Source organism: Flavobacterium ranwuense (genome assembly GCF_004349315.1).
Lineage (GTDB): Bacteria > Bacteroidota > Bacteroidia > Flavobacteriales > Flavobacteriaceae > Flavobacterium > Flavobacterium ranwuense.
Genome location: NZ_SMLH01000010.1, coordinates 136,515 through 160,372, shown reverse-complemented (window position 1 = coordinate 160,372; position 23,858 = coordinate 136,515). Strand labels below are relative to the sequence as shown.

At 32.1% G+C, this 23,858-nt stretch carries 25 protein-coding genes, 1 other RNA gene and 1 pseudogene; 16 read left to right on the top strand and 11 right to left on the bottom strand.

The genetic code is table 11. The annotated features are described in order from the left end of the window. Positions 1-1,140 (bottom strand): annotated as a pseudogene (locus E0I61_RS14780) (hypothetical protein); the annotation flags it as partial. Positions 1,141-1,686: 546 nt separating this feature from the next. Between E0I61_RS14780 and E0I61_RS14775 the strand changes: the two are divergent. The 3 genes from E0I61_RS14775 (at position 1,687) to E0I61_RS14765 (ending at position 5,247) form a co-directional block, all read left to right on the top strand. After that, on the top strand, positions 1,687-2,172 hold the full coding sequence (locus E0I61_RS14775; protein ID WP_131997998.1) for a SixA phosphatase family protein: 486 nt from the start codon (positions 1,687-1,689) through the stop codon (positions 2,170-2,172). Further along, positions 2,169-4,256 carry a polyphosphate kinase 1 gene (ppk1, locus tag E0I61_RS14770; RefSeq protein ID WP_132072351.1) on the top strand — a complete coding sequence of 696 codons (2,088 nt, stop codon included), beginning with the start codon at positions 2,169-2,171 and terminating at the stop codon, positions 4,254-4,256. Before E0I61_RS14775 ends, ppk1 begins: the two co-directional genes overlap by 4 nt. Before the next feature lie 100 nt (positions 4,257-4,356). Beyond that, positions 4,357-5,247 (top strand): Ppx/GppA phosphatase family protein, encoded by an 891-nt coding sequence (locus E0I61_RS14765; RefSeq protein WP_131997992.1) that lies wholly within the window; start codon positions 4,357-4,359, stop codon positions 5,245-5,247. A gap of 8 nt (positions 5,248-5,255) precedes the next feature. Here the strand turns inward: E0I61_RS14765 and E0I61_RS14760 are convergent, their stop codons facing one another. Then, entirely contained in the window at positions 5,256-5,639 is a 384-nt protein-coding gene (locus E0I61_RS14760; RefSeq protein WP_235832136.1) for a DNA polymerase III, read from the bottom strand. A gap of 40 nt (positions 5,640-5,679) precedes the next feature. Between E0I61_RS14760 and E0I61_RS16560 the strand changes: the two genes are divergently transcribed. Continuing rightward, positions 5,680-5,811: a hypothetical protein gene (locus E0I61_RS16560; RefSeq protein WP_262708585.1), complete on the top strand. Its 132-nt coding sequence runs from the start codon at positions 5,680-5,682 to the stop codon at positions 5,809-5,811. A gap of 82 nt (positions 5,812-5,893) precedes the next feature. On the opposite strand, the gene dnaX is transcribed toward E0I61_RS16560, so the two are convergent. The 3 genes from dnaX to E0I61_RS14745 form a co-directional block, all read right to left on the bottom strand. Beyond that, positions 5,894-6,979 (bottom strand): DNA polymerase III subunit gamma/tau, encoded by a 1,086-nt coding sequence (dnaX, locus tag E0I61_RS14755; RefSeq protein WP_132072349.1) that lies wholly within the window; start codon positions 6,977-6,979, stop codon positions 5,894-5,896. Between the two features lie 245 nt (positions 6,980-7,224). Continuing rightward, on the bottom strand, positions 7,225-8,337 hold the full coding sequence (locus E0I61_RS14750) for a class I SAM-dependent methyltransferase (protein ID WP_132072347.1): 1,113 nt from the start codon (positions 8,335-8,337) through the stop codon (positions 7,225-7,227). A gap of 74 nt (positions 8,338-8,411) precedes the next feature. Beyond that, positions 8,412-8,720, bottom strand: coding sequence for a hypothetical protein (locus E0I61_RS14745; protein ID WP_132072345.1), 309 nt, complete (start codon positions 8,718-8,720; stop codon positions 8,412-8,414). 121 nt (positions 8,721-8,841) lie between these two features. Between E0I61_RS14745 and rnpB the strand changes: the two genes are divergently transcribed. The 3 genes from rnpB (at position 8,842) to E0I61_RS14730 (ending at position 10,984) form a co-directional block, all read left to right on the top strand. Beyond that, positions 8,842-9,159: RNase P RNA component class A (gene rnpB, locus E0I61_RS14740), an RNA gene on the top strand. A 242-nt stretch (positions 9,160-9,401) separates the two neighbouring features. Further along, positions 9,402-10,325 carry a ketopantoate reductase family protein gene (locus tag E0I61_RS14735; RefSeq protein ID WP_132072343.1) on the top strand — a complete coding sequence of 308 codons (924 nt, stop codon included), beginning with the start codon at positions 9,402-9,404 and terminating at the stop codon, positions 10,323-10,325. A 101-nt stretch (positions 10,326-10,426) separates the two neighbouring features. Then, positions 10,427-10,984, top strand: a complete 558-nt coding sequence (locus E0I61_RS14730; RefSeq protein WP_132072341.1) for a hypothetical protein — start codon at positions 10,427-10,429, stop codon at positions 10,982-10,984. A gap of 67 nt (positions 10,985-11,051) precedes the next feature. On the opposite strand, the gene E0I61_RS14725 is transcribed toward E0I61_RS14730, so the two are convergent. Continuing rightward, entirely contained in the window at positions 11,052-11,651 is a 600-nt protein-coding gene (locus E0I61_RS14725) for an RsmD family RNA methyltransferase (protein WP_131997974.1), read from the bottom strand. After that, on the bottom strand, positions 11,648-12,454 hold the full coding sequence (locus E0I61_RS14720) for a DUF3822 family protein (protein ID WP_132072339.1): 807 nt from the start codon (positions 12,452-12,454) through the stop codon (positions 11,648-11,650). Before E0I61_RS14720 ends, E0I61_RS14725 begins: the two co-directional genes overlap by 4 nt. Positions 12,455-12,567: 113 nt before the next feature. Between E0I61_RS14720 and E0I61_RS14715 the strand changes: the two genes are divergently transcribed. The 5 genes from E0I61_RS14715 (at position 12,568) to kdsB (ending at position 17,286) form a co-directional block, all read left to right on the top strand. Continuing rightward, a complete protein-coding gene (locus E0I61_RS14715) occupies positions 12,568-13,989 on the top strand; it encodes an ATP-dependent DNA helicase (RefSeq protein ID WP_099715613.1) in 1,422 nt (473 codons plus the stop codon). Positions 13,990-14,077: 88 nt separating this feature from the next. Then, positions 14,078-14,908, top strand: a complete 831-nt coding sequence (gene ygiD, locus E0I61_RS14710; protein ID WP_132072337.1) for a 4,5-DOPA-extradiol-dioxygenase — start codon at positions 14,078-14,080, stop codon at positions 14,906-14,908. A gap of 263 nt (positions 14,909-15,171) precedes the next feature. Further along, positions 15,172-15,741: a hypothetical protein gene (locus tag E0I61_RS14705; protein WP_132072335.1), complete on the top strand. Its 570-nt coding sequence runs from the start codon at positions 15,172-15,174 to the stop codon at positions 15,739-15,741. 65 nt (positions 15,742-15,806) lie between these two features. Further along, a complete protein-coding gene (locus E0I61_RS14700) occupies positions 15,807-16,487 on the top strand; it encodes a GNAT family N-acetyltransferase (protein ID WP_132072333.1) in 681 nt (226 codons plus the stop codon). Positions 16,488-16,560: 73 nt separating this feature from the next. Next, the gene (kdsB, locus tag E0I61_RS14695) at positions 16,561-17,286 is read left to right on the top strand and encodes a 3-deoxy-manno-octulosonate cytidylyltransferase (RefSeq protein WP_132072330.1); all 726 of its coding nucleotides are present in this window, start codon (positions 16,561-16,563) and stop codon (positions 17,284-17,286) included. Here the strand turns inward: kdsB and E0I61_RS14690 are convergent. The 3 genes from E0I61_RS14690 to E0I61_RS14680 form a co-directional block, all read right to left on the bottom strand. Then, the gene (locus E0I61_RS14690; protein ID WP_132072329.1) at positions 17,281-17,868 is read right to left on the bottom strand and encodes a DUF417 family protein; all 588 of its coding nucleotides are present in this window, start codon (positions 17,866-17,868) and stop codon (positions 17,281-17,283) included. The genes kdsB and E0I61_RS14690 overlap by 6 nt on opposite strands. A gap of 67 nt (positions 17,869-17,935) precedes the next feature. After that, the gene (locus E0I61_RS14685; RefSeq protein WP_131997956.1) at positions 17,936-18,823 is read right to left on the bottom strand and encodes a helix-turn-helix domain-containing protein; all 888 of its coding nucleotides are present in this window, start codon (positions 18,821-18,823) and stop codon (positions 17,936-17,938) included. A gap of 59 nt (positions 18,824-18,882) precedes the next feature. Continuing rightward, entirely contained in the window at positions 18,883-19,548 is a 666-nt protein-coding gene (locus E0I61_RS14680; RefSeq protein ID WP_131997953.1) for a spermidine synthase, read from the bottom strand. 61 nt (positions 19,549-19,609) lie between these two features. On the opposite strand from E0I61_RS14680, the gene E0I61_RS14675 reads away from it, so the two are divergent. Continuing rightward, on the top strand, positions 19,610-20,161 hold the full coding sequence (locus tag E0I61_RS14675) for a 1-acyl-sn-glycerol-3-phosphate acyltransferase (RefSeq protein WP_132072327.1): 552 nt from the start codon (positions 19,610-19,612) through the stop codon (positions 20,159-20,161). Between the two features lie 84 nt (positions 20,162-20,245). Continuing rightward, positions 20,246-21,247, top strand: a complete 1,002-nt coding sequence (locus E0I61_RS14670) for a hypothetical protein (protein ID WP_132072325.1) — start codon at positions 20,246-20,248, stop codon at positions 21,245-21,247. A gap of 65 nt (positions 21,248-21,312) precedes the next feature. Here the strand turns inward: E0I61_RS14670 and E0I61_RS14665 are convergent, their stop codons facing one another. Further along, positions 21,313-21,789: a helix-turn-helix domain-containing protein gene (locus tag E0I61_RS14665; RefSeq protein ID WP_132072323.1), complete on the bottom strand. Its 477-nt coding sequence runs from the start codon at positions 21,787-21,789 to the stop codon at positions 21,313-21,315. A gap of 311 nt (positions 21,790-22,100) precedes the next feature. Here E0I61_RS14665 and E0I61_RS14660 point away from each other — a divergent pair, with 311 nt between their 5' ends. Beyond that, the gene (locus tag E0I61_RS14660; RefSeq protein ID WP_132072322.1) at positions 22,101-23,255 is read left to right on the top strand and encodes a M14 family metallopeptidase; all 1,155 of its coding nucleotides are present in this window, start codon (positions 22,101-22,103) and stop codon (positions 23,253-23,255) included. A gap of 76 nt (positions 23,256-23,331) precedes the next feature. Continuing rightward, positions 23,332-23,811, top strand: coding sequence for an Lrp/AsnC family transcriptional regulator (locus E0I61_RS14655; protein ID WP_072943262.1), 480 nt, complete (start codon positions 23,332-23,334; stop codon positions 23,809-23,811). Positions 23,812-23,858: the final 47 nt, after the last annotated feature.

Here is a 23,858-nt window from a genome sequence, read left to right as displayed (position 1 = left end):
TTGAACTTCAGAACTTGTATTGCTACATCCGTTAGCTTCAGATACAACTACTTTATAAAACCCTACACTTAACCCCATGTAAGTTCCATTTGAATCACCATTTGTCGGCAAACCAGTTGCATTAAAAGATCCCCCAGAAGTTGCTGAAAACAACAAATCATAAGTTATTGTTCCAACTCCTCCTGTTTTAGTTGCTGTTACTGTACCATCAGAATTTCCATTACATTGCACATTAGTTTTTACTATTGAATTAATAGCTATTGTACAACACGGTTGTAAAGTTATATTATTAATTGTTTTAGTATTGGGAATTACCTCATTTGTTGGATGTGACACCGTTAAACTAGCGCTATGTGGACCAGCCGAAGAATAAGTCACAGTATACGGTCCTATTGTTGTTAAATTAGTTGGTGAAACCGTTGCAGCTCCAGGAAATGACCAGCTATAATTGGTGTTTGCTTCAACCCCTGTTGAAGTACTGGTATAAACCACCTTTTGAAAAGTACCTCCATCACAATTTTTACTAATAGAAAAATCAGCGAACAGAGGCGTTTTTATAATTATCCCACTTGAATAAGCATTACTGCATTTTGGAGGATCACAAGTTATCGCAGAAATATTTTGATTAGATTTAATAGCCTGTCCAGATGTTGACCATCCTAAATAAATATTTTTTAATTCAAGGGATTGACCTGCGGCATAGTTGGTAATTTGAGCCATTCTGTATTTAGAACCGCCTGTAATTATACTTCCTCTAACTTTAATTGTTAACCTATCTGTTGTTGCACCAACAAAATTAGTGTTATTGAAATTTTTTCGAATTCCACCAACTAGATAATCAAATTGAAATAACAAATCATGTTTGGAACTATTAGATGCAATTTTAACCCAAATGTACAATCCATTTACAGGATTTGCAACATAAGCCAAAGTAGCCAAATTCCCTAAATGATCACCTAAATAAATATCTCCAAAAGATACATCCCCAGCATTACATCCCGAAAATGTACAAGCTGGAGTTGTTGTTAATGAGGCACTTGTATTATCGAATGTAATATTAGTATCTTGTGAATAACCAATTGTTGTAGAAAATAACAATATTAAAAAAGCTAAAAATCGAATAAAAGTAATTTTTTTCATGATTTCTTATTTTAATTTATTTGGGGCAAAAACAAAATAGTTATATAAATTTAGATTGCTTTTTAGATGCTTTATATGAATATGATACGCTAAACTAACTAGAATGATTTAATTTTAATTTTTTTTTCTATCAATAACCTAAATACTCGTTGAAACGACATTTTCTGTTAATGAAAAATTAAAAAAAAGTGTTTATCTGACTTTTTTAAGATAATTTTTGACCTTAATCAATTTTAGTGTCATTTTTTTAACTAAAATTTTAACATTTCAAATCAATATTTTTTATTTTTATTAACAAGTAAAAAACATGTAAAAATGTTTAAATATTAGATTACAAGTGTTTTATACTTTTTTATGTATGAATAATCCTTTATTATTGAGTTTAATTAAAGCTAGTGTTTTTTAGCTTTAACAAAAAAATATTTATAAATCAAATGCTATTTTCATTATTTGAATTTGAATAAGCAATTGCATTTAAAATTTATTTTGTAATTTGTAAGCTCAAATAAATTGCTATAATGCCATTGATAAATAAATATTGCTAGTATGAAAAACCTAATATTAGTTCGGCATGCAAAATCAAGTTGGGAAGTTCCAATGCATGATAAAGATCGTGGTTTGACTTGTCAAGGAATGAAAGATGCTCATCTTGTTTCTACTCATGCAAAAGATTTTATTCCCAAAACGTATATTATTTGGGCTAGTTCTGCAAAAAGAGCTACGAACACTGCGTTAATTTTTGCTCAAAATTTAGCCTACCCTATAGAAAGTATCATTTACAAAGACGACCTTTATACTTTTGATGAAAAGAAACTGGAGGAAATTGTTAAATCATGCAGTAATCTTTTCGAAAGTGTTATTGTTTTCGGACATAATGGTGCAATTACAAATTTTGTTAATAAATTTGGAGATGATTATATTGATAATATTCCTACAAGTGGTTTTGTATCCTTGAAATTTGATACCGATGATTGGAAAAAAATTAAAAAAGGTAAAATAAAAAAAATAATATTTCCCAAAGATTTAAGATGAATAAAGTATTAGAATATAAATATATTGATAGAGAAAAAAGTTGGTTAGCTTTCAATGCCAGAGTACTTCAAGAGGCTGGTGACAATTCAGTTCCAGTATTAGACAGACTTCGGTTTTTAGGTATTTTTTCGAATAATTTAGATGAGTTTTTTAGAGTTCGTTTTGCAGCTATCAGACGATTAAGTCTGACAGGGATAACCGGAGAAAAGTATCTTGGAGGTATTTCTGCGCAGCAATTAGTAAAGGATATTACTGAAATTGTAATCCAGCAACAATCTGAAAGTTTACGGATATTAAATATTATTGAAGCTGAACTTGAGACTGAAAATATATTTATTATCACTGAAAATGATATCACAATTGAACAAGAAATCTTTTTGAAAGACTTTTTTATTCAAAAATTAAGTCCTGAATTAGTAACTATAATTTTGAATGATTTAGCAGAGTTTCCTGTATTGAAAGACACTTCGGGATATTTAGCCATTAAACTGGTTATGAATCAAAATTCAGAAGTTCGTTATGCCGTAATCGAAATTCCAAAAACAATCAACCGTTTTGTTGTTTTACCATCAAATAATGAAAAACAGTATATCATACTTTTGGATGATGTTATTAGACATAATTTGAGCAGTATTTTCAATATTTTTGACTACAAAAGTGTTTCTGCACACATGATAAAAATTACCAGAGATGCTCAATTAGATATCGATAGTGATTTGAGTAAAAGTATGATTGAAAAAATATCATTGAGTGTTAAAGATCGTAGGATAGGTGAGCCAGTTCGCTTTATTTATGACCAATTAATAGAAGAAGATACCCTGCAATTTTTTCTTGATAAAATGAAAATTGTTTCTACTGATAGCATTATTCCCGGTGGAAGATACCACAACAGAAGAGATTACATGAATTTTCCAAATCTGGGTCGATTTGATTTATTATACAAAACGAATGATCCTTTACCAATTCCAGGATTAAGCCTTGAAGGAAGTATGTTAGAAAAAATAAGTGAAAGAGATTATTTACTAAATGCTCCTTATCAATCCTTTTCATATCTCACTAAGTTTTTGCGTGAAGCTGCATTAGATCCAAAAGTAACTTCGATTAAAATTACTTTATATCGATTAGCCAAAAATTCTCAAATTATTAGTTCACTGATAAATGCGGCCAAAAACGGAAAAAAAGTAACTGTTCAAATCGAATTGCAAGCTCGTTTTGATGAAGCTTCCAACATTTCATATGCAGAGCAAATGCAAACGGAAGGTATTGAACTAATTTTTGGAATAAAAGGACTAAAAGTACACAGTAAAATATGTGTTATTGAAAGAAATGAGAATAATAAAATAAAGCGATACGGCTTTATCTCGACAGGGAATTTCAATGAATCCACAGCAAAAGTGTACACTGACGTAACTCTTTTTACGAGTCATCAACAAATTCTGAAAGATATCATGCGAATATTTGAGTTTTTTGATATCAATTATAGAGTGCATCGCTACAAACATCTTATCGTTTCACCGCATTACACCAGAAGCCGATTTATAAAATTAATTGATAGAGAGATTACACATGCATTAGCGGGAAGAAAAACGCATATAAAGCTAAAAATGAATAGTTTATCTGATTTTGAAATGATAGATAAATTGTATGAAGCCAGTAGAGCAGGAGTGAAAATTCAACTCGAAGTTAGAGGAATTTGTTCCTTGATACCAGGAATTTCTGGAATGAGCGATAATATCGAAGCTATAAGTATAGTAGATAATTATTTAGAGCATTCCAGGATTTATATTTTTGGAAATGCAGGACAAACGGAAGTCTATATTTCATCAGCGGATTTTATGACCAGAAACCTGGATGGTCGCGTTGAAGTTACCTGTCCAATATACGATCAAGAAATAAAAAATGAGTTAATTGACAACTTTGATATTGGTTGGAAAGGAAATGTAAAAGCCCGTTTTCATTCTTATAAATTAGATAATAAATATAGAATTCGAAATCATAATCCTGTTTTTAGGGCACAATTAGAAACCTATAAATACTATCAAAGCAAAGTTGAATTAGAGTCAAAAACGGAAGAAATAGTGTAATTATTTGTTCAAGTTTAGTTTAATATTTTCAATAATTTTAATTTTAGAATTAATAAATAGACCAATTAATTACTAAAAGAATAAACGAATCAAATTCAAAATGATTAAAATAAAAAAATATGCAGCAATCGATATTGGTTCTAATGCCATGCGTTTATTGATTGTAAATATTGTAGAGCAAGAAGGAAAAGAGCCGCAGTTTAATAAAAGTTCATTAGTGCGTGTTCCAATTCGTCTTGGTCAGGATGCCTTTACTGTAGGTGAAATTTCAGAAGAGAACTTGGAGAGAATGTGCGATGCTATGAAAGCTTTTAATCTTTTGATGAAGGTACATAAAGTGGAACGCTATATGGCTTTTGCAACTTCCGCCATGCGAGAAGCCTACAATGGTAAAGAAGTTGTTGCTCTAATAAAGAAAAAAGCGGATATAAAAATAGAAATTATTGATGGAAAAAAAGAAGCCGCTATAATTGCTTCTACTGATTTGCATCATTTATTAAAAACTGATGAGACCTATCTTTTTGTGGATGTTGGCGGTGGAAGTACGGAGTTTACATTATTTTCCAATGGTAAAATGATAAACTCGAGATCCTTCAAAGCAGGAACGGTGCGATTGCTTAATGAAATGGTACACGATATTGTATGGGATGAAATTGAAAAATGGATTAAAATAAATACGGAAGAATACGATGAAGTCACTTTAATAGGTTCTGGCGGAAATATTAATAAGTTATTCAAGATGTCCGGAAAGATACAGGAAAAGCCATTGTCCTATATTTATATGAATTCCCAATATGCTTTCCTAAATTCACTTTCGTATGAACAAAGGATTTCAGAATTAGGATTGAATCCGGATCGTGCCGATGTAATTATTCCTGCGACAAGAATTTATCTGAATGCAATGAAATGGAGTGGTGCCAGACATATATATGTTCCTAAAATAGGACTTTCAGATGGTATTGTAAAAGCCATGTATTACGGTAAGATCTAAAATCTTTTTTAAGCATCTAAATCTAATCCAAATGTTGTTCGTAACAGTTCAATATTTGGATTTATTTCATGAAGTCTATTGTATCGGTCTTGGTCGTTAAAGCTTCTTTTGGTTTCAATACTTTCATTCACAATAACTTCTATTGTGATATCATGATTGTGTAAATGGCCTTTTAAATGTCCCAAAAGCCCATTCAATTCTTTTTCAAAATCTAATTTAGAACCTTCATTTGGCAATTCAATTGTGATGGAAGTTCCATTTAGTTTAGGATCGTTAATAAGTAATAACGACTCCATAATTTTATAGCCTTTATCCCCTAAACGTTGTGCATATTTATTCCAATGCAATAACATTTCCGTTTCGGTAAAAGATTCTGTTGGCAAGTGTGCCACTTCTTTTACAATCCCTCTAGTACTTTCTTCTAATGCTTTTTTGGCACGGATACTTGATAATGAAAATGCAGAAACCTTTGGTTCATTAGATTGTGGAATATCGATTTTTACTGTAGAAGTTGGAACAGGAATTGCAGGGGCAATAACAAAAGCTTCCGGTTCTTTTTCTTGAGCTTTTGCTACAATGTTTTCTATCTTAGCTTTTGGGCTTTCTAAAATAGAGTAATCGTTTTTTCTAAAATACGTAGGAGGAATTATAAATTGGTCAACTTTTTTTTTTCTCCATCAAAAGTGATAGAGGCAAGTTGCATCAAACAAAGTTCAACAAGAAGTCGTTGATTTTGACTCAGTTTGTATTTCAAATCACAGTCATTTGCAATTTCAATTCCTTTTAAAAGAAATTCTTGGCTGCATTTTTGCGCTTGCACGCCATACATTTGTTGTGCTTGTTGCCCAACTTCTAATAACGATAAAGTAGCAGGTGTTTTCGAAACCAATAAATCTCTAAAATGGGAAGCCAATCCGGATACAAAATGATGGGCATCAAAACCTTTGGCTAGAATATCGTTGAAAGCGATTAATAAATCTGGAATTTTGTTTTCCAAAATCAAATCGGTGATGTTGATATAGGTTTCGTAATCCAACACATTCAAGTTTTCCGTAACGGCCTGACGTGTTAAATCTTTTCCACAAAAAGAAACCACTCGGTCAAAAATGGACAAAGCATCACGCATGGCACCATCTGCTTTTTGGGCAATAATATGCAAAGCGTCATCTTCAAAATTAACACCTTGACTGGTGGCCACTTCGGCAAGATGTTCTTTAGCATCTTTTACAGTGATTCTTTTGAAATCAAATATTTGACAACGAGAAAGTATCGTTGGAATAATTTTATGTTTTTCGGTCGTTGCCAATATAAAAATGGCGTGTTTTGGCGGTTCTTCCAATGTTTTCAAGAAAGCATTAAAAGCTGCCGAAGACAACATGTGAACCTCATCAATAATATACACTTTGTACTGTCCCGTTTGTGGTGGAATACGGACTTGGTCAATTAAATTCCTGATGTCATCAACGGAGTTGTTAGAAGCAGCATCTAATTCGAAAACATTAAAGGCAAAATCTTCATTTGGATCATCATATCCCGGCTGATTTATTTTTCGAGCCAAAATACGGGCACAAGTTGTTTTTCCAACGCCACGAGGTCCTGTGAATAATAGGGCAGAAGCCAAGTGATTGCTTTCTATGGCATTCAATAAAGTATTGGTAATGGCTTTTTGACCTACAACATCTTTAAATGTTTGAGGACGATATTTACGGGCCGATACAACAAATTGTTCCATAGAATTTTTATTCGAAAGCAAATATAGGTTTTAATTTAAAGATGGAAAAATTTAAGTATTGAAAGATTTTATAATTTTTCAAATGGTTTTTTGTTCCCAAATTTCTAGCCCAGATAGTAATGAAAATCCTTTTCTTGTTTTTCTTTAAAACAAGAAAAGATTGCAATGGATAGCTGGAAATAGCTACTAATTAAATTGCAATTTCAAAAAAATAAAGTATTTCTAAATCTGATGGAATAGTTTTTTTAACTAAAAACGGTTCTTGAAGAATTTAAAAATCTCAAACCGGATAATGGATATTCTGGGACTCCTTTTTGTTGTATTAATACTTTGAATTTCGTTCCCATATCAAACAATAGTCTGTAATTCATTAATGCTTCATGGGCTGCCAATTGCAAATTATCCTTATTTTTAATTAAAGCAATATTTTGATATTCTTTAATACCAAGCGTTAATAAAAATTGTGCTTGATCCACGATACCGCAATAATCTAGTCCGTTTTGCGTGCCCCAATGCAATATAGCAGAGAAATTGGTATGAGATGTAATGTCTTGTTGTCCAATAAATTGATAAGGATTGTCGTTTTTGTGATGCTTGTGATAACACAATAATGTACCGCAACTCCTGTGGTTGTGGTATAATTCAGCCGATACAGAACCGTAATCTATGGTAATTACATACCCTTTGTGTAAGGATTGTGAAACTTCTTTTATCCAAGATACCGCTTCCAAATTGATTTCCGTGCGAAATCCTTTTGGCAGTTGTACATTTAATGTTTCGAAATATTGGGTGAGTTCTTTTTTTGCAGGTTTCAAAATTTCTATGAAATCCTCTTTATAGTCTACAAAGACTTCCTGAAGTTGTTCTTCCATAATTACCTGATGCACCGCAAAATTATCAACCAGTTCATTCGATAAAATACAGCCGTTAATTTCAGGGATATCTTGGATTGAATTGTGCCAACTTACTTTTTCATGCAAATGTTTTTTTTCAATTTCACGCATGCTGACACTTTTTTCGATGATACAATAGATTAAACTATCATACAAAGGGGGATTATTCTTGAGATAATCTAAAATATCATGACATAACAAACCGGTTCCGGCGCCATATTCAACAATCGTAAAAGGTTTTTTTTCTAAAATCTCCCACATTTCTTCGATTTGACGGCCTATCATGGCTCCAAAGTCGGCAGAAATATAAGGGCTGGTGTAAAAATCACCATTTGACCCTATCTTGTCCTGTATAGAATTATAATATCCCAATTCTGGATAATACAATGCCATTTCCATAAAATCCCGAAAAGAGATTGGTCCTTCTTTTTTGATTCGTTCTATTATTATTTCGGATAACAGCATAGAACTTAAATAGTTAATTTTTTAGGAAACCTTAAAAGGAAGTTGTTGTTTAAAATAAGTGGACAATACGGTAACTAGAGTTTGCATTGCCCGCTACTTTCTATGCATAATTTTTCCAAAACAAGAGCAGCATCATTATCTGAATTTGCCGAAAAACCAGCTACAAAAACTCCATTTTCGCCTGAATCAGAGCTGATGCCATATACCACTGATTCTTCGCCAGGATCAGTATCTCCTTCGTAGCGATACACGTGTTTTACTTGATATTTATGCGGATTTGCTTTAATATCGTCTTGATGAATATTAAAATCATAGGTGAAACCTTTTTCTTTTAGATCTTCTAAGGCTTCTATAACTGTGGTATAATGGTACGCTGGTTTCATGATTAATGGAAGATTAATTGTTATTTATAAAGATAACTAATTTATTATTAAGTCGTTGTGAAATGGGTGTTAAAGTAAATAATCTAAAATTGAGATACATCAAAAAATGTTGTAATTTCGCACCGCAGACCGCCTTATCGCCGTTTTGAGCAATCAAGAAGGAGGAAAGTCCGGACACCAAAGGGAAGCATAGCGGGTAACCCCCGTCGGTTCAAGTAATTGAGTTAGGACAAGTGCAACAGAAAGTATGTACAGGTAATGCTGTAGTGAAACCAGGTAAACTCTATGCGGTGAAATATCAAGTATATCAGCATTTAAGGGCTTCTCGTCCGTTGTTGAAGGGTAGATAGCTTGAGCTTATGAGTAATTGTAAGCCTAGATAAATGATAAGGCTCCGATTTATCGGAGACAGAATCCGGCTTATAGGTCTGCATTTTTTATTATTAAAAGATTTAATAAAATTAAGGATTGTGAAATCTAAAAGAGAACCATTAAGAAATTAAGTTTCATTAAGTCCCAAGGCTTAATTTTCTAAATTTCTTAATGGTTTAATTTTTAAATAGTAGTTATGAAATCGCCAACAACAACAACAACAACAACAACAACAATTTTGCGTAAGCAAACACAAATTAATAAAAAGGCGATACCATATATGACCGCTAAAAAATAAATTTTACATATATGAAAACAAGAATTGGGATTTTAGGATTGGGTGGAGTAGGTGGTTATTTCGGAGGGTTATTAGCCAAAGCTTATTTGGAATCAGATGCAATCGAAATCGTATGTATTGCCCGAGGCGAAACTCAAAAAGTAATTGCCAAAAATGGATTAAAAATTATTGCGGATACTAATGAAACGATTGTTTTTCCTAGTTTGGTTTCGAATAATCCAGTTGAAATAGGGAATCTCGATTACCTTATTTGTGCCACTAAAACCTATGATATTGAAACCAGTTTTGAATCCTTAAAAAACTGCATTACCCAAAATACATTAATCCTGCCTTTATATAATGGTGTCGATGCCACGGAACGAATACAAACGTTATTTCCTGAAAACATTGTTTTGCAAGGTTGTGTGTATATTGTTTCTATGATTGAATCGCCGGGAATTATCAAAAAAATAGGTCCTTATGAAAAACTGTTTTTTGGTTCTAAAAATGCTCCAGTTTCTAAATTGAATGAATTACAATCCATTTTCGAAAACGCAAGTATCGAAAGTTATCTTGTAGAAAATATTGAAGAAACAGTTTGGGAAAAGTTCATTTTTATTTCAGCTTTGGCTTCGGCTACTTCGTATTTGAACCAAAACATTGGGGAAATTTTGAATAACCCTGAAAATAAAGCAATTTATATTTCACTGTTAAACGAGATTACTGGTGTCGCTTCCGCAAAAGGGTTAGCGTTGCCAGATGACATTGTTGATCAAACGATTGTCAAATTGGAAAAATCACCTCAAGACGCCACTTCATCAATGCACAGAGATTTGTTGGCAGGAAGAAATACCGAAGTTGTTTCCTTGACAAAATATGTTGTGGATCAAGCAGCAAAATTTGGAGTTGCAACACCTACTTATCAAATGATATTGGAGAAGTTAACGAGAGATTGAGCTTATTATTAAAATAAAATTCTGACAAACTAAAATTTATTTATTATGTTTGCTCGCGATATAAATCATATGATATATCGAGAACTTAATAATAATTATACATGCAATTATCGGTATTTAAAAATGGTAAAGCAGCTATTGTAGCTGTTTTTATTTTAATGACAATTTCACATTCTAACGCACAAGAAAAACCAGCCGTAGAAAAAAGTCAATTTAAGATTAATGTATTACTTCCTGGATTTGTTTACGAACATGGTCTAGGTGATAAAAACACGCTTTACTCAGAATTGAGTTCAGGTTACGGATATACATCGAATAGTTTTGGTAAAACCTGGACCTTTTATCCTTATATTAATGAACAGTTTCGACATTATTATAATTTAGAAAAAAGAGCAGCAAAAGGAAAAGTTACTTCCCATAATTCAGGAGGTTTTGTTGCTATGTCCGCTTTTTATAATTTCAGATCAATTTCAACGAATGATAACTTTTTACCCAAAAATTCATCGATTACTGTAGCACCGGTTTGGGGTTTTCAAAGAACTTACAAAGGGAATTTTAATCTTGACTTGAATATGGGGGTTGGTTATAATTTCGAAAAAAATGACAGTGGTTTAGTGCCTGTTTTAAACTTTACTTTGGGATGGGTAATTGGCAAATAGTTACTTTATATAAAACAGAAAAGCTCTTGTAATTACAAGAGCTTTTCTGTTTTATATACTATCGAGATTATTCTTCTTCGCCATCGTTTTGGTCTGATTCATTTTCAGAATCTTCCTCTTTATCACCAGAAACTATTTCGAAGAAACTAAAAATAGAACCTCCATAACTTTTCTGGAATGAAAAGTGAATCATGTGATCCAGTTTAGTATATTTCGAATGCTCGATTACCATCATTCCATCTTCATTGAGCAATTCTTTTTCGAAAACTAACAAGATAATTTTTTCAAAAGTTTTTTGATCCAATGCATAAGGAGGATCTGCAAAAATGATATCGTACGAGGTTTTACATCTTTCTAAATAGGTGAAAACATCACTTTTAGTTGCCGCAATATTAAAATCATATTCAGTTGCAACTTGTTTGATGAATTTTACGCAACCAAAATCACCATCAACAGAAGTAATCGGAGTGCTTCCTCTTGAGGCAAATTCGTAACTGATATTTCCGGTTCCTGCGAATAAATCTAATATTTTAAGTCCTTCAAAACTGAAATGGTTGTTCAAAACATTGAATAATGCTTCTTTAGACATATCGGTAGTGGGACGAACGGGTAAACCTTTTGGTGGAAAAATGCGTCTTCCTTTGTATTTTCCTGAAATGATTCTCATGAGTTGAAAAGTATAAAATGATTTCTGTTTTCGGCCTCAGAAAAATAATTGTTCCATCGCAAATCTTCCACATCAATCAGGGAAACGTTGCGAATGTATTTGTAAGCGATTTTGAAATAATCACTTTCGGTATCAATATTTCCGATTAGTTCCAATGGGAAGTTTTCGGGATTTAAATTCAATTGTTCGGCCGTGAATAAGATGTAATACAAGAAATCTTCGGGCGTATTGTAATCGAATGAATTGAAAAGCAGTAATTTTTGGTTCTGAACCACAATGATTTCAAAATGACCAGAATTAATATGTACAAACATCTTTTTCACATCCTTATTTTTGGAAGCAACCAATAATTTGGAAACCAAAATACTGTTGGCATGTTTGTAATCGAAAGCACCAAATTGATCAATGAAAAAATTATTGATATTCACATACGGAATATACACCGCATTCATTTGATAATTTGGAATTTCATCAAAAGCAAAAAAATCAGTTTCAAAAACCTTGGTATTGTATTGCAGATAACTCCCTAAAAAATTCTCATCAAATAACGGTTCCGGAACAAAAGCAGAAAGGTTGTTGTTGTGAATCACCAGAATTTCATCATAGGAATCCTTTAATTCCGGATGATCCCTGAAAGCATCTGCAAACAAATCTTCAATTTTTGTGGCTTTATGAAAGGTATCAAAATGCACTTCGTTAAATGAAGTTACCGTATTATTTAGCGTATCAAAACAACAAAAAGAAAGTCCTGTCAAGGAAACTTGAATGGAGAGTTTTTTATATTTTTTTTCGGTTATGTTCATAATACTAATGATTTTTTCAACAACGCAAACTTACAAATTATAATAATAACTATTAATAGTAATTGATAGTTAATACTTATATTTGATGTTCATTTTATAGCAAGCAACTCCACATGAATTCCTCCCTGTTTTATAGTCTTTTACAAAAAAAGTTCCCTTTTCAACCCACGTATAAACAGGATATTTTTTTTCAAAAAATAGCGATATTTTTAACCGAAACCGATAATAAAACCATCTTCGTCTTGAAAGGTTATGCTGGAACGGGAAAAACAACTGTAATTTCTACGATTGTAAACAGTTTATTGGACATCAATAAAAAATATGTTTTGCTGGCGCCAACAGGTCGTGCGGCAAAAGTAATTGCCAATTATTCGAATAAACCGGCTTTTACGATTCATAAAAAAATATACTTTCCCAAGAAATCTTCCGGTGGTGGCGTTTCGTTTACGTTGCAACAAAATAAACATAAGAACACGATTTTTATCGTCGATGAAGCGTCGATGATTTCGGATACCAATTCCGATTCTAAGTTATATGAAAACGGGTCCTTATTAGATGATTTGATTTCGTATGTGTATTCGGGAACCAATTGTAAAATGATTTTACTGGGAGATACGGCTCAGTTGCCTCCGGTTAATTTGGATATCAGTCCCGCTTTGGACATTCGTACTTTGGGAATGAATTATGATAAAGAAGTAGAACATATTGAGTTAGACGAAGTCATGCGTCAGGAAGAAAATTCAGGGATTTTGCATAATGCCACGGAACTTCGGGAATTATTGAAGGATTCCTTTATCGATGAATTCAAATTTGATGTCAAGAAATTCAAAGATATTGTTCGCTTGACCGATGGCTACGATATTCAGGATGCCATCAATTCCGCCTACAGTAATTACAGTATCGAAGACACCGCTTTTATTGTTCGTTCCAATAAAAGGGCGAATCAATATAATGAGCAAATCAGAACCAAAATCCTGGATAAAGAAAGCGAACTTTCCACAGGCGACTTTTTGATGGTGGTGAAGAACAATTATTTTTGGTTGAAAGATTCTGATGAAGCGGGTTTTATTGCCAATGGTGATATTATCGAAATATTAGAAATTTTCAATATCAAAGAATTATACGGCTTTAAGTTTGCCAAAGTGAAAATCCGAATGATTGATTACCCCAATCAGATTCCGTTTGAAACGGTTCTATTAATGGATACCATAAAAAGTGAATCACCATCTTTGACATACGAAGAATCCAATAGATTGTATCAGGAAGTGTTGAAAGATTATGAAGGTGAAACCAAGTATAAACAGTTCCAGAAAGTAAAAGCCAACGAATATTTTAATGGACTACAAGTTAAATTTTCGTATGCGATAACCTGTCATAAGTCCCAAGGCGGTCAATGGAATACCGTTTTTATAGAACAACCGTATTTGCCGGATGGAATTAATAGAGATTACATTCGCTGGTTATACACTGCAATGACTAGAGCAAAAAATAAATTATATTTGATAGGTTTTAAGGATGAAAATTTTGTGGAATAATTTTTTAAAATTTAAACCATTAAGAAATTAAGTTTATTAAGAAAAACCTAAATACTCTTAATTTCTTAATGGTAAAAAAATATTTATTATGAATACACTAAACGATTTACATAAAATATCAGGTTCTTTTTCGAATACCGAAAAAATGCCGGTGTTGTTTCTAGGACACGGAAGCCCGATGAACGCGATTGAAGAAAATCAGTTTGTGAAGGGTTTTCGAAACTTGGCTAAAACGTTACCACAACCAAATGCTATTTTATGTATTTCGGCGCATTGGTTTACCAAAGGAACCAAAGTTACTGCAATGGAAATACCACGAACGATTCACGACTTTGGCGGTTTCCCTCAAGCGTTGTTTGATGTGGAGTATCCTGCAAAAGGAAGTCCTGAGTTAGCGATAGAAACAAAACAATTGTTGACTCCGGTAGAAGTAGAGCTGGACGAACATTGGGGTTTGGATCACGGTGCTTGGAGTGTAATCAAGCATTTATATCCCGAGGCGAATGTTCCTGTAATTCAGTTGAGTATTGATTACACCAAATCTGGGCAATACCATTTTGAATTGGCTCAAAAATTAAGTGCGTTGCGTACCAAAGGAATCTTGATTGTAGGCAGCGGAAATATTGTGCATAATTTAAGGTTGGTCGATTATCACAATTTCGATAAAGACAACTACGGTTATGATTGGGCGATTGAAGCAAGGGAAACGGTAAACAATTATTTACTGGACGGGAATTTTCAACCATTGATTGATTTTGAAAAACAGAGCAAAGCGTTTCAATTAGCGATTCCTACACCGGAACATTATTTGCCTTTGATTTATACGTTGGGATTAAAAGGAAAATCCGAAGAACTGAGTTTGTTTAATGATAAATTATTGGCGGGTTCATTGAGCATGACTTCGGTGAAGATTATGTAGGATTATTTTGTAAAATAAATCTTATATTTTAGGGATTTTAAGCGTAATTAACAAACACAAAATTTACATTGACTTGTATATTGTTGGATCAGAATAAATAAAATAATGAAATTTGAGATAGTTATTTTGGAAGTTGTATTTATAAGAGTTAGGCTATGCTATAAATCAATATTTCTGTAAACATGACAATTAGTGTAAAATTCCTTTTAAAATTCGGAAGTCAACAAAACATAGAGAACCTTTTCAATAAAGGTGAAATTTATATGAATACAATTAAACTTTTTCAAGAATTTGACAAACCCGGTATTGGTGATAAATTCGAAGGAGCATTTGAAATTAGAAATATAAAAGATGCCAAATTGACTTTAAAAATCCCAAGTAATCCAATAACGTTAAATTCTAAAAGTTTACAAGTTCGAAAAAACTTTAAAGATCATATAGGAAATATTTACTCCACATATGCTCTTTCAGATAAATTACTTCAACGAAAAGCAATTCATAGAATTGATAAAAGGATGTTACTTTTTGGAACGCATTGTATTATAATAAAAGATGTTGAAAAATTCATTTGCTCGATTTTGGAAAAGTTAGATGATATAGGATTTTCATATTCACATAACCTTGTGAAGTATAATAATTACAATAAAAACAATCATGATTTGACTCTTTTTGACAAATCACATACATTAAGTTATCAAAAAGAACATAGAATTATAGTATATACTAAGACGGATGAACCAGTAAAATTTGAGATTGGGCCAATGAATGAATATGCTGAAATACATTCTACTGAAGATGTAATTAAAACTTTAAGAGTAGAGTATGTTGTCTAATATCTTTTCTTTCTATAAAGAATGATTACTGTCAATATAAAACAAACCCTTCAAAACCAATTATTGTGAAAACACAAGACGAAAAAAAATTAGATAACCCTGTTTGGTTTTCATTATTAGAAACGCATCAAAGTTTTGCGGTAGATTATGGCAATATAAAATTCTATCATCCGGATTATTGTCCGTTTGGTGGTTTTGAAAAAGGAACTGCCATTGCAAAGTCTATCGATGAATATTCTGCTAAAGTTGACAATTTTTTTATTGTTGGAGAAAAACCGGAACTTTCAAATCTATTGAAGTTAAATAAAGAAGTTGTTTGCCTTCAAATGATTGTTTATAATCCAATCGATATTTTAATTAATGACCAAATCATAAAACTGACTGACGAACATATTGATGCTTTATATGAGTTGGTGAACTTGGTGCAACCGGGATATTTTAAAAAGAAAACTGCTTTATTAGGCAATTATTACGGTATTTTCAAAAATGGAGAACTTGTTGCCGTGACTGGTGAACGCATGCAAATGAATCACTTTGTTGAAGTAAGTGCAGTAGTTACACATCCCAATCATACCGGAAAAGGATATGCGAAACAATTAGTCGTCCATACTGTAAATGAAATTTTTAATCAAAATAAAACGCCTTACTTGCATGTGATTGAAGATAATATAGGAGCAATACAATTATACGAGAAATTAGGTTTTACAATTAGAAGAAAGATTAGTTTTTGGAATATCACAAAGTAAACTTAAGGATTGAGAACAATTTTGTAAATCCTAAAAACATATTAACTTAGCGCTTTAGCAATTCCATATAAAAATGAAAATAATAGCAGTCATTCCCGCCCGTTACGCTTCCACACGATTCCCTGCCAAACTGATGCAGGATTTGGGAGGCAAAACGGTGATTTTAAGAACCTATGAAGCGGCCATAAATACGCAATTGTTTGATGATGTTTTTGTGGTAACGGATTCGAATTTAATTTATGAAGAAATCGTTTCTCACGGTGGAAAAGCTATTCGAAGCATCAAAGAGCACGAATCGGGGAGTGATCGAATTGCGGAAGCAGTCGAAAATCTGGATGTTGATATTGTAATCAATGTACAAGGAGACGAACCATTTATTGATGCGGAACCTTTAACAAAAGTCATTGAAGTTTTTAGAAATGATTTGGATAAAAAAGTGGATTTAGCTTCGTTGATGCGCGAAATCACTAATGAAGCCGACATCAATAATCCTAATAATGTAAAAGTAGTGGTAGATCAAAACGGATTTGCATTATACTTTTCGCGTTCAGTAATTCCATATCCAAGAGATACAACTGTGGGCGTTCGGTACATGCAACACATCGGGATTTATGCTTTTAGAAAACAAGCGTTATTAGACTTTTATAGTTTACCGATGAAATCTTTGGAAGCATCCGAAAAATTGGAACAATTGCGTTATCTGGAATTTGGAAAGCGCATCAAAATGATTGAAACCGCACATGTCGGAATCGGAATTGATACTCCGGAAGATTTAGAAAAAGCAAGGAGCATGTTATAAAATTAACCGAGAATTATTTATTTTTTTTGTTTCCAGATATTTTTTGGCCGCCTGGCTCATCGTTACTAAAGCAGCTCCCATCATTACTGTATCTTTTATAACTAAACGACCAGCTCCACTTAGATAAGGAAATCCGTATTCACTATCGCCTAAATTTGGAACCCAGGTTTCGGGAGTAGTAATTAAAAAGGAAAGGGTCACAAACGACATTCCGAAGGCTAGAAAACTTCCAATTGCAGATAATTTTGGTGAAACTGGATAAAGGGCAATTAAAATCCCAATTCCAACAATTACAGCTCCTAAACCATATGAAAACCCATAAGTATTATTGGCTTCATGCCAGTGGATGTTTTCGGGATTGTATTCACCTTCTTTGTTCATGTGGGTTTTATAATCGGGAGTTTCATTGGTATAAAAGAAATTCATAAACGGACTATTCGCTACAAAAGGTACTATTCCGCTGGCTTCGTATCGAAAAGCTTTTAGTCCGCCAATCCAAACCAATACAATAATTAAAGCCAATCGGCTGATATGGATTCCTGTTTCTTGCAATTTTGCAGCATAATTAAATAATCGGGTCATATTTTTTAATTTATTTTATGGTGCAAATTTCATTCAAATAAACCACTAAAAAAATAGACAGATTTCCTTAAGGAATGGACAAAAAACCTTTTCGGATATTCCATTCCTCTTCACGGAAGTGTTTAGGCGAAAGTCCAATATGTTTTTTAAAAAAACGGCTGAAGTAATATTCGTCTTTAAAACCCAAATGGTTAGCAAGGGTTTTTATTGGTGTGTTGGTGTGCAACAATTCCCATTTGGCTTTCAAAATTAGTTTTTCATGAATTAAGCCGGAAATCGTTTTTTGATAATGTTGTTTAGTGACGTTACTTAGTGTTTTTACAGTAAGATTTAATTTATCAGCATAAAAAGAGGGTTGATGTTCGCTTTTAAAATACTCATTAATCAGTATCGTTAATTCCATCAAATAATCTGGAAGTGCAATAGCTTTAGTTCTTTGTAGCGCTTCATTTTCTGATTTTAAACGTGTGAGTTTAATGAGAAATATTTTTAAATAAGAAAAAACCAACTCGTTTGAAGCCAATTCTTCATCTTTAATTTCATTTTTTATGTTATTGAAAATGGTTGCCAATTCTGTTTTATCCATTTCAGGAATACTAATTTTTGAGGTATCGTATATGTTATTGAATAATACACCATTGCAGCCCACTTGATGATGGTAGGTCTCAATGCAAAAGAAATTAGCATGAAATAATAAGAGTGAAGCGGATGTTTTTACTTTTGGATGCAACACAAACACCTGATAAGTATTGAAAGTAAAAATTTGATTTTCAGAGTATTTTGTTTTTGTAAAATCAGTTTCCATTATGCCCGTACCCTTGTGAATCCACAAAATTGCAAAATAATTAGAATGCAATTGCCAGTCATTGTTTTCAAACTCGATAGAAGAAATGGAAATTGGGGCATTTTCCTTAGATGCTTTCTGAATGTTCAGTTGGATATGATTAATGGACATTTGAATTGGTTTTAAGCTTTTGAATATTAAAAATTCATTACATAATATGATTGTCTGTTTTATGTCAGTTTTTCAATGATAATCAATTCATTATGGACTTCAAGTCTAGGAATAGTTTTAATTTTAAATTGATTTTCGTAAAACTCAGAGACGTATTTTTTATTCCTCAGATTTTGGCTTTCATTTAATAACATTGTATTAAAAAGAATAAAACCACGATTTTTTAAAAGTGAGCAAATTCTATTGATAAAAAAAGTTTCAAATAGAAAATTGGGCATTGTTGTGTCTTGAAAAATATCAATAATAATTAAATCGTATTTGGTTTTAGTTTTCAAAACAAATTCAAAGGCATCATCAATTACAATTTCAAGATTTTTCACTTCATCCAATTTAAAATAGGTGTTGGCTATTTTTATTATTTCGGGGTCAATTTCTACTCCAGTGATTTTTCCTTTGTATTTTATTTCATCCACCAATGTTTTTATAACGCTTCCGCCGGCAACTCCCAAAACTAAAATATGATTCATGGGAACTATTTTTTCATAACCAATATTTTTTAATCCTAATCTTAAAATGCGTTGCAAACTGCCATACGAATAATTTGCATTTTCAGAATCTAAAACCAATTCCCCATTTGCCCAAGTCACCTCAATCGATTTACTCAACGAAGATTTTGTCTCATAAATTTTTATTGGAACTAGATAACTGAATATTTTTTTAATCATTGGTGGCAGTTTTACTCAAAAATAAGATATAAATTATTTATTTTGTACTAAATAATAAAGAATGAAGAAACAATTTTACAAATGGATATTTTTCAGGCTCATGGGCTGGAAAATAGTTGGGGCTATTGATGCGAATATCAAAAAATGTGTCATGATGGTGATGCCGCATACGAGCAACCATGATTTTTATTTGGGGATTTTTACCAGAGGAATTACAGGATTAGAAATGAACTGGGTAGGTAAAAAAGAATTGTTTCGTTTTCCTTTTGGATTTTATTTCAGATATATGGGAGGAGAACCATTGGATCGCTCAGGAGGTTTGAACAAAGTCGATTCTATTGCGGCTATTTTTCAAAGAAAAGAAGTTTTTCGTCTGGCCGTTGCTCCTGAAGGAACCCGTAAAAAAGTGGACGAACTAAAAACGGGATTTTATTATATTGCCTTGAAAGCAAATGTTCCTATAATTCCTGTTGCATTTGATTTTGGTAAAAAAGAAGTGAATTTAGGAAATCCAGTTTTACCTACTGGAAATATCGAAAATGACATGGCTATTTTGAAGAAACATTTCATAGGAGTAGAAGGTAAAGTTCCTGAAAACGGATATTCATTGTAATAAAACGCATAATATTATCAAAAAGTTAAAACCAAGAGAGTTAATTTTTCGTAAATTTAATATGAATATCTAAAAATTACTATTATGAAAAATTTATTTATTAGCTCCGCTTTTTTGATTCTACTTTTCGCTTCATGCGACAATAACGATTCTGATAGTACTCCTGCAGAGGCTTCTTTGGTTACTTCAAGTAATACTTCGGGAAAAATCACCTATTTAGACCTACTAGCTACAACTCCAATGGTAAAATCATTTACGGTAGGATCACTGGATGCAGAAGGGATTTCATATAATAGTGATACAGATGCTGTTATTATAGCTTCAAGAACCAATAATCGATTGGAAACGTATACCGGATTGAAAACTGCACTGACAGCCGGAACCGATAATTTGATGTTATCATTAAGTAGTCTGGCTGGCGAATTTACTAACGCCAGAGAAACTGCTGTTTCAGGTGATGTAGTAGTTGTAGCTCAAGATCAACTGGCTTCAAATGGTTTGATTAACAAACTTTTCGTTTACCAAAAAACCGCTGTAGGTTTTACATTGATGAAAACGTTTATAACTGATTTTAAGCTTTGGGGAATACACATGGATGGGAATGATTTGTACGCTGTAGCTGATTTGACAGGTGATATTGTTCAATTCAAGAACTTTATGACTAATGCTTCAGGTACTATTGTAGCAACAAAGCGTGTAACTATTGCAGGTTTAACCCGTACACATGGAATTACATATTCAGCTTCAGATGATGTCATGATTTTAACGGATGTTGCCAGTGCAACTTCAGCTACTGATGGCGGATTAATTTTTATAAAAAATTTCTCTAGCGTTTTTGCTTCAACTACAGCTGCAGGAACAATTGCTTTAACAAATCAAGTGAGAGTATACGGTCCAAATTCACTTTTGGGAAATCCTGTGGATGTTGCGTATGATAGTACTACAAATTATATTTACGTTGCCGAAAGATTGAATGCAGGTGGACAAGTTTTGACGTATAGTTACCCAGCGGCTTCGGGTGATTTTGCTCCAATAAATGTAAGAGCCGAAGCTGGTGTAACTTCTGTTTTTGTTTTAAGAAAATAGAATTTCCTTTTAGTATATTTTTTTGAATAACCCCAATTTGGAAATCTGAATTGGGGTTCTTTTTTTTAATCAGGATTATAACTTTTAAAAGTTCCATTTTTATAAAAAATTACGATTTTATCGATTTCACCAGAATAAGATTCTTTGGTACTGTTTTGATTTTCAACTTTTTTTATTTCCAATGCAGGAATCAGATTTGGGATTTTTATTTCCGAAAATAAATTCTCAGGAATTATTTCAGTATTCGATGGAGTAGGAATGTTTTGTTTTACAACTTGCTCAACGTTGTTCTCTTTTTTATCAAACTCTTCCGAATTTTTTGGAAAGTTTCCTTTTCCATTCAAAATCCAATACAAATCTATATCGGGGAAAACGTCTAATATTTTAAGGATAAAATCTAAGCTGGGTTTGTTTCTTCCTGAAAGAAGGTGAGACAAACTGGAACGCTGTACGCCAATTTTATCCGCAAAAGAAGAAGCATTCAAACTGTAGTAATCCAGTATAATTTCTAATCTTTTTATAAAATCTTCTATGTTTACCATTGTAAATTAATATTAAAAATTAACTATTTACAAATGTAATTAAAATAAAATGAAATACCAAAATCACAACTGTAAATAGCATTTACACGATTAAATTATTTAAAGTTTAAAATCATATAAATCAATATAATATATTGATAAATAAATACATGTAGTTAATTTTATTAATAGGTGACAATTGCCAATTATAAGAAATAGATTTACTAGAGTTAAGCGCAGAATAGTGTTTACATCGTTAAAATATTTTAAATTCAGGCCGTTTACAAATGTAAATACAAAGATGTTTACTTTTGTAAATCAAATAAAACAGCATGAATTTAGAACAATTATTCAGTCAATATAAAGAAGAAACCATTCATGGCCGTTACATTGCTTTAGATTCGATTGAACCTTTATTACAGAAATTAAACACCAATAATCAGCTTCAGATTATTGGAAAATCAGTTTTGGGAAAATCTATTTATTCGTATGAAATCGGAGAAGGTAAAACTAAAATTTTCCTTTGGTCACAAATGCATGGAAATGAAAGCACAACTACAAAAGCGTTAATTGACTTTTTAAATGTGTTGCATAGTGGCTCGGAATTGGCACAACAATTACTGAATGCATTTACTTTTTTCAGTATTCCGATGTTGAATCCTGATGGCGCAACATTATATACAAGAGAAAATGCCAATAAAGTTGATTTAAATCGCGATTCACAAGATCTTACGCAGCCAGAAAGTAAGCTGTTAAGAGAGGCTTTTGAATCTTTCGTGCCGGATTATTGCTTTAATCTTCATGATCAGCGTACTATTTTTGGCGTTAGTGATACCGGAAAACCTGCTACATTGTCATTTTTAGCGCCTTCTTATAATGAAGAACGGGAAATAAATGAATCCAGATTGAAGGCTATTAATTTGATTGCGAGCATAAATGATGTACTTCAGGAGTATTTGCCAAATCAAATTGGCCGTTTTGATGATTCATTTAATATAAACTGTATTGGAGATACGTTTCAATATTTAGGAGTGCCTACTTTATTGTTTGAAGCGGGGCATTTTGCAAATGATTATGAAAGAGAAGAAACGCGTAAATATGTTTTTATGGCGCTAATTTCGAGTTTTACCATACTTTGCGAAAACGATATAGTTAGCAACGGAATTAAGAAATATTTGAATATTTCTCAGAATAAAGTCGTTTTTTATGATTTTATATATAAAAACATCAAAATAAATTATGATGGTATTGAAATAATCACCAATTTTGCATCACAATACAAAGAAGAGTTAATTGAAAATCAGATTTGTTTTAATGCCTATATTTCACAAATAGGAGATTTAGAAAATTATTTTGGTCATTTTGAATACGATGCTAAAGGAGCTTTATATAAAGATGATTTGGATAATATTCCTAAATTAAATCAAAAAGCTGATTTTTATTTAGATAATAACATAAAATTTGTTAACGGAATGATAAAAATATAATATTTATGTCTTTTTGTTGTTTTTATGTATATTTTTATGCTTTGTTATAGCAATTAATAATATTAATTTAAGAATTATGAGTAAATTTCGTTTAGATGAAGTAGATCACCAGATTTTAGATATGTTGATAGATAATACAAGAGTTCCATTTACGGATATTGCAAAAAAATTATTGATTTCTGCAGGAACTGTTCATGTTAGAGTAAAAAAAATGGAGGATGCCGGTATTATCATGGGATCTTCATTGGTTCTTGATTATGATAAATTAGGATATTCTTTTATCGCTTATGTTGGTGTTTTTCTAAACAATACGTCTCAAACAAAATTTGTTTTAGAGCGGATTAATGAAATTCCATTTGTGACGGTGGCTTCTGTTACTACAGGGAAATTTAATATCTTTTGTAAAATTAGAGCTAAAGACACGAAGCACGCTAAAGATGTTATCTTTATGATTGATGATATTGATGGTGTTTACAGAACTGAAACTATGATCTCACTTGAGGAAAGCATAAATGATAAGAAGCGCTTGATGCATACTATTTTTAAAAATATGTAATTAATCTTGAATGCGCTATATTATAAATATAACCTCAAGTTAATTCT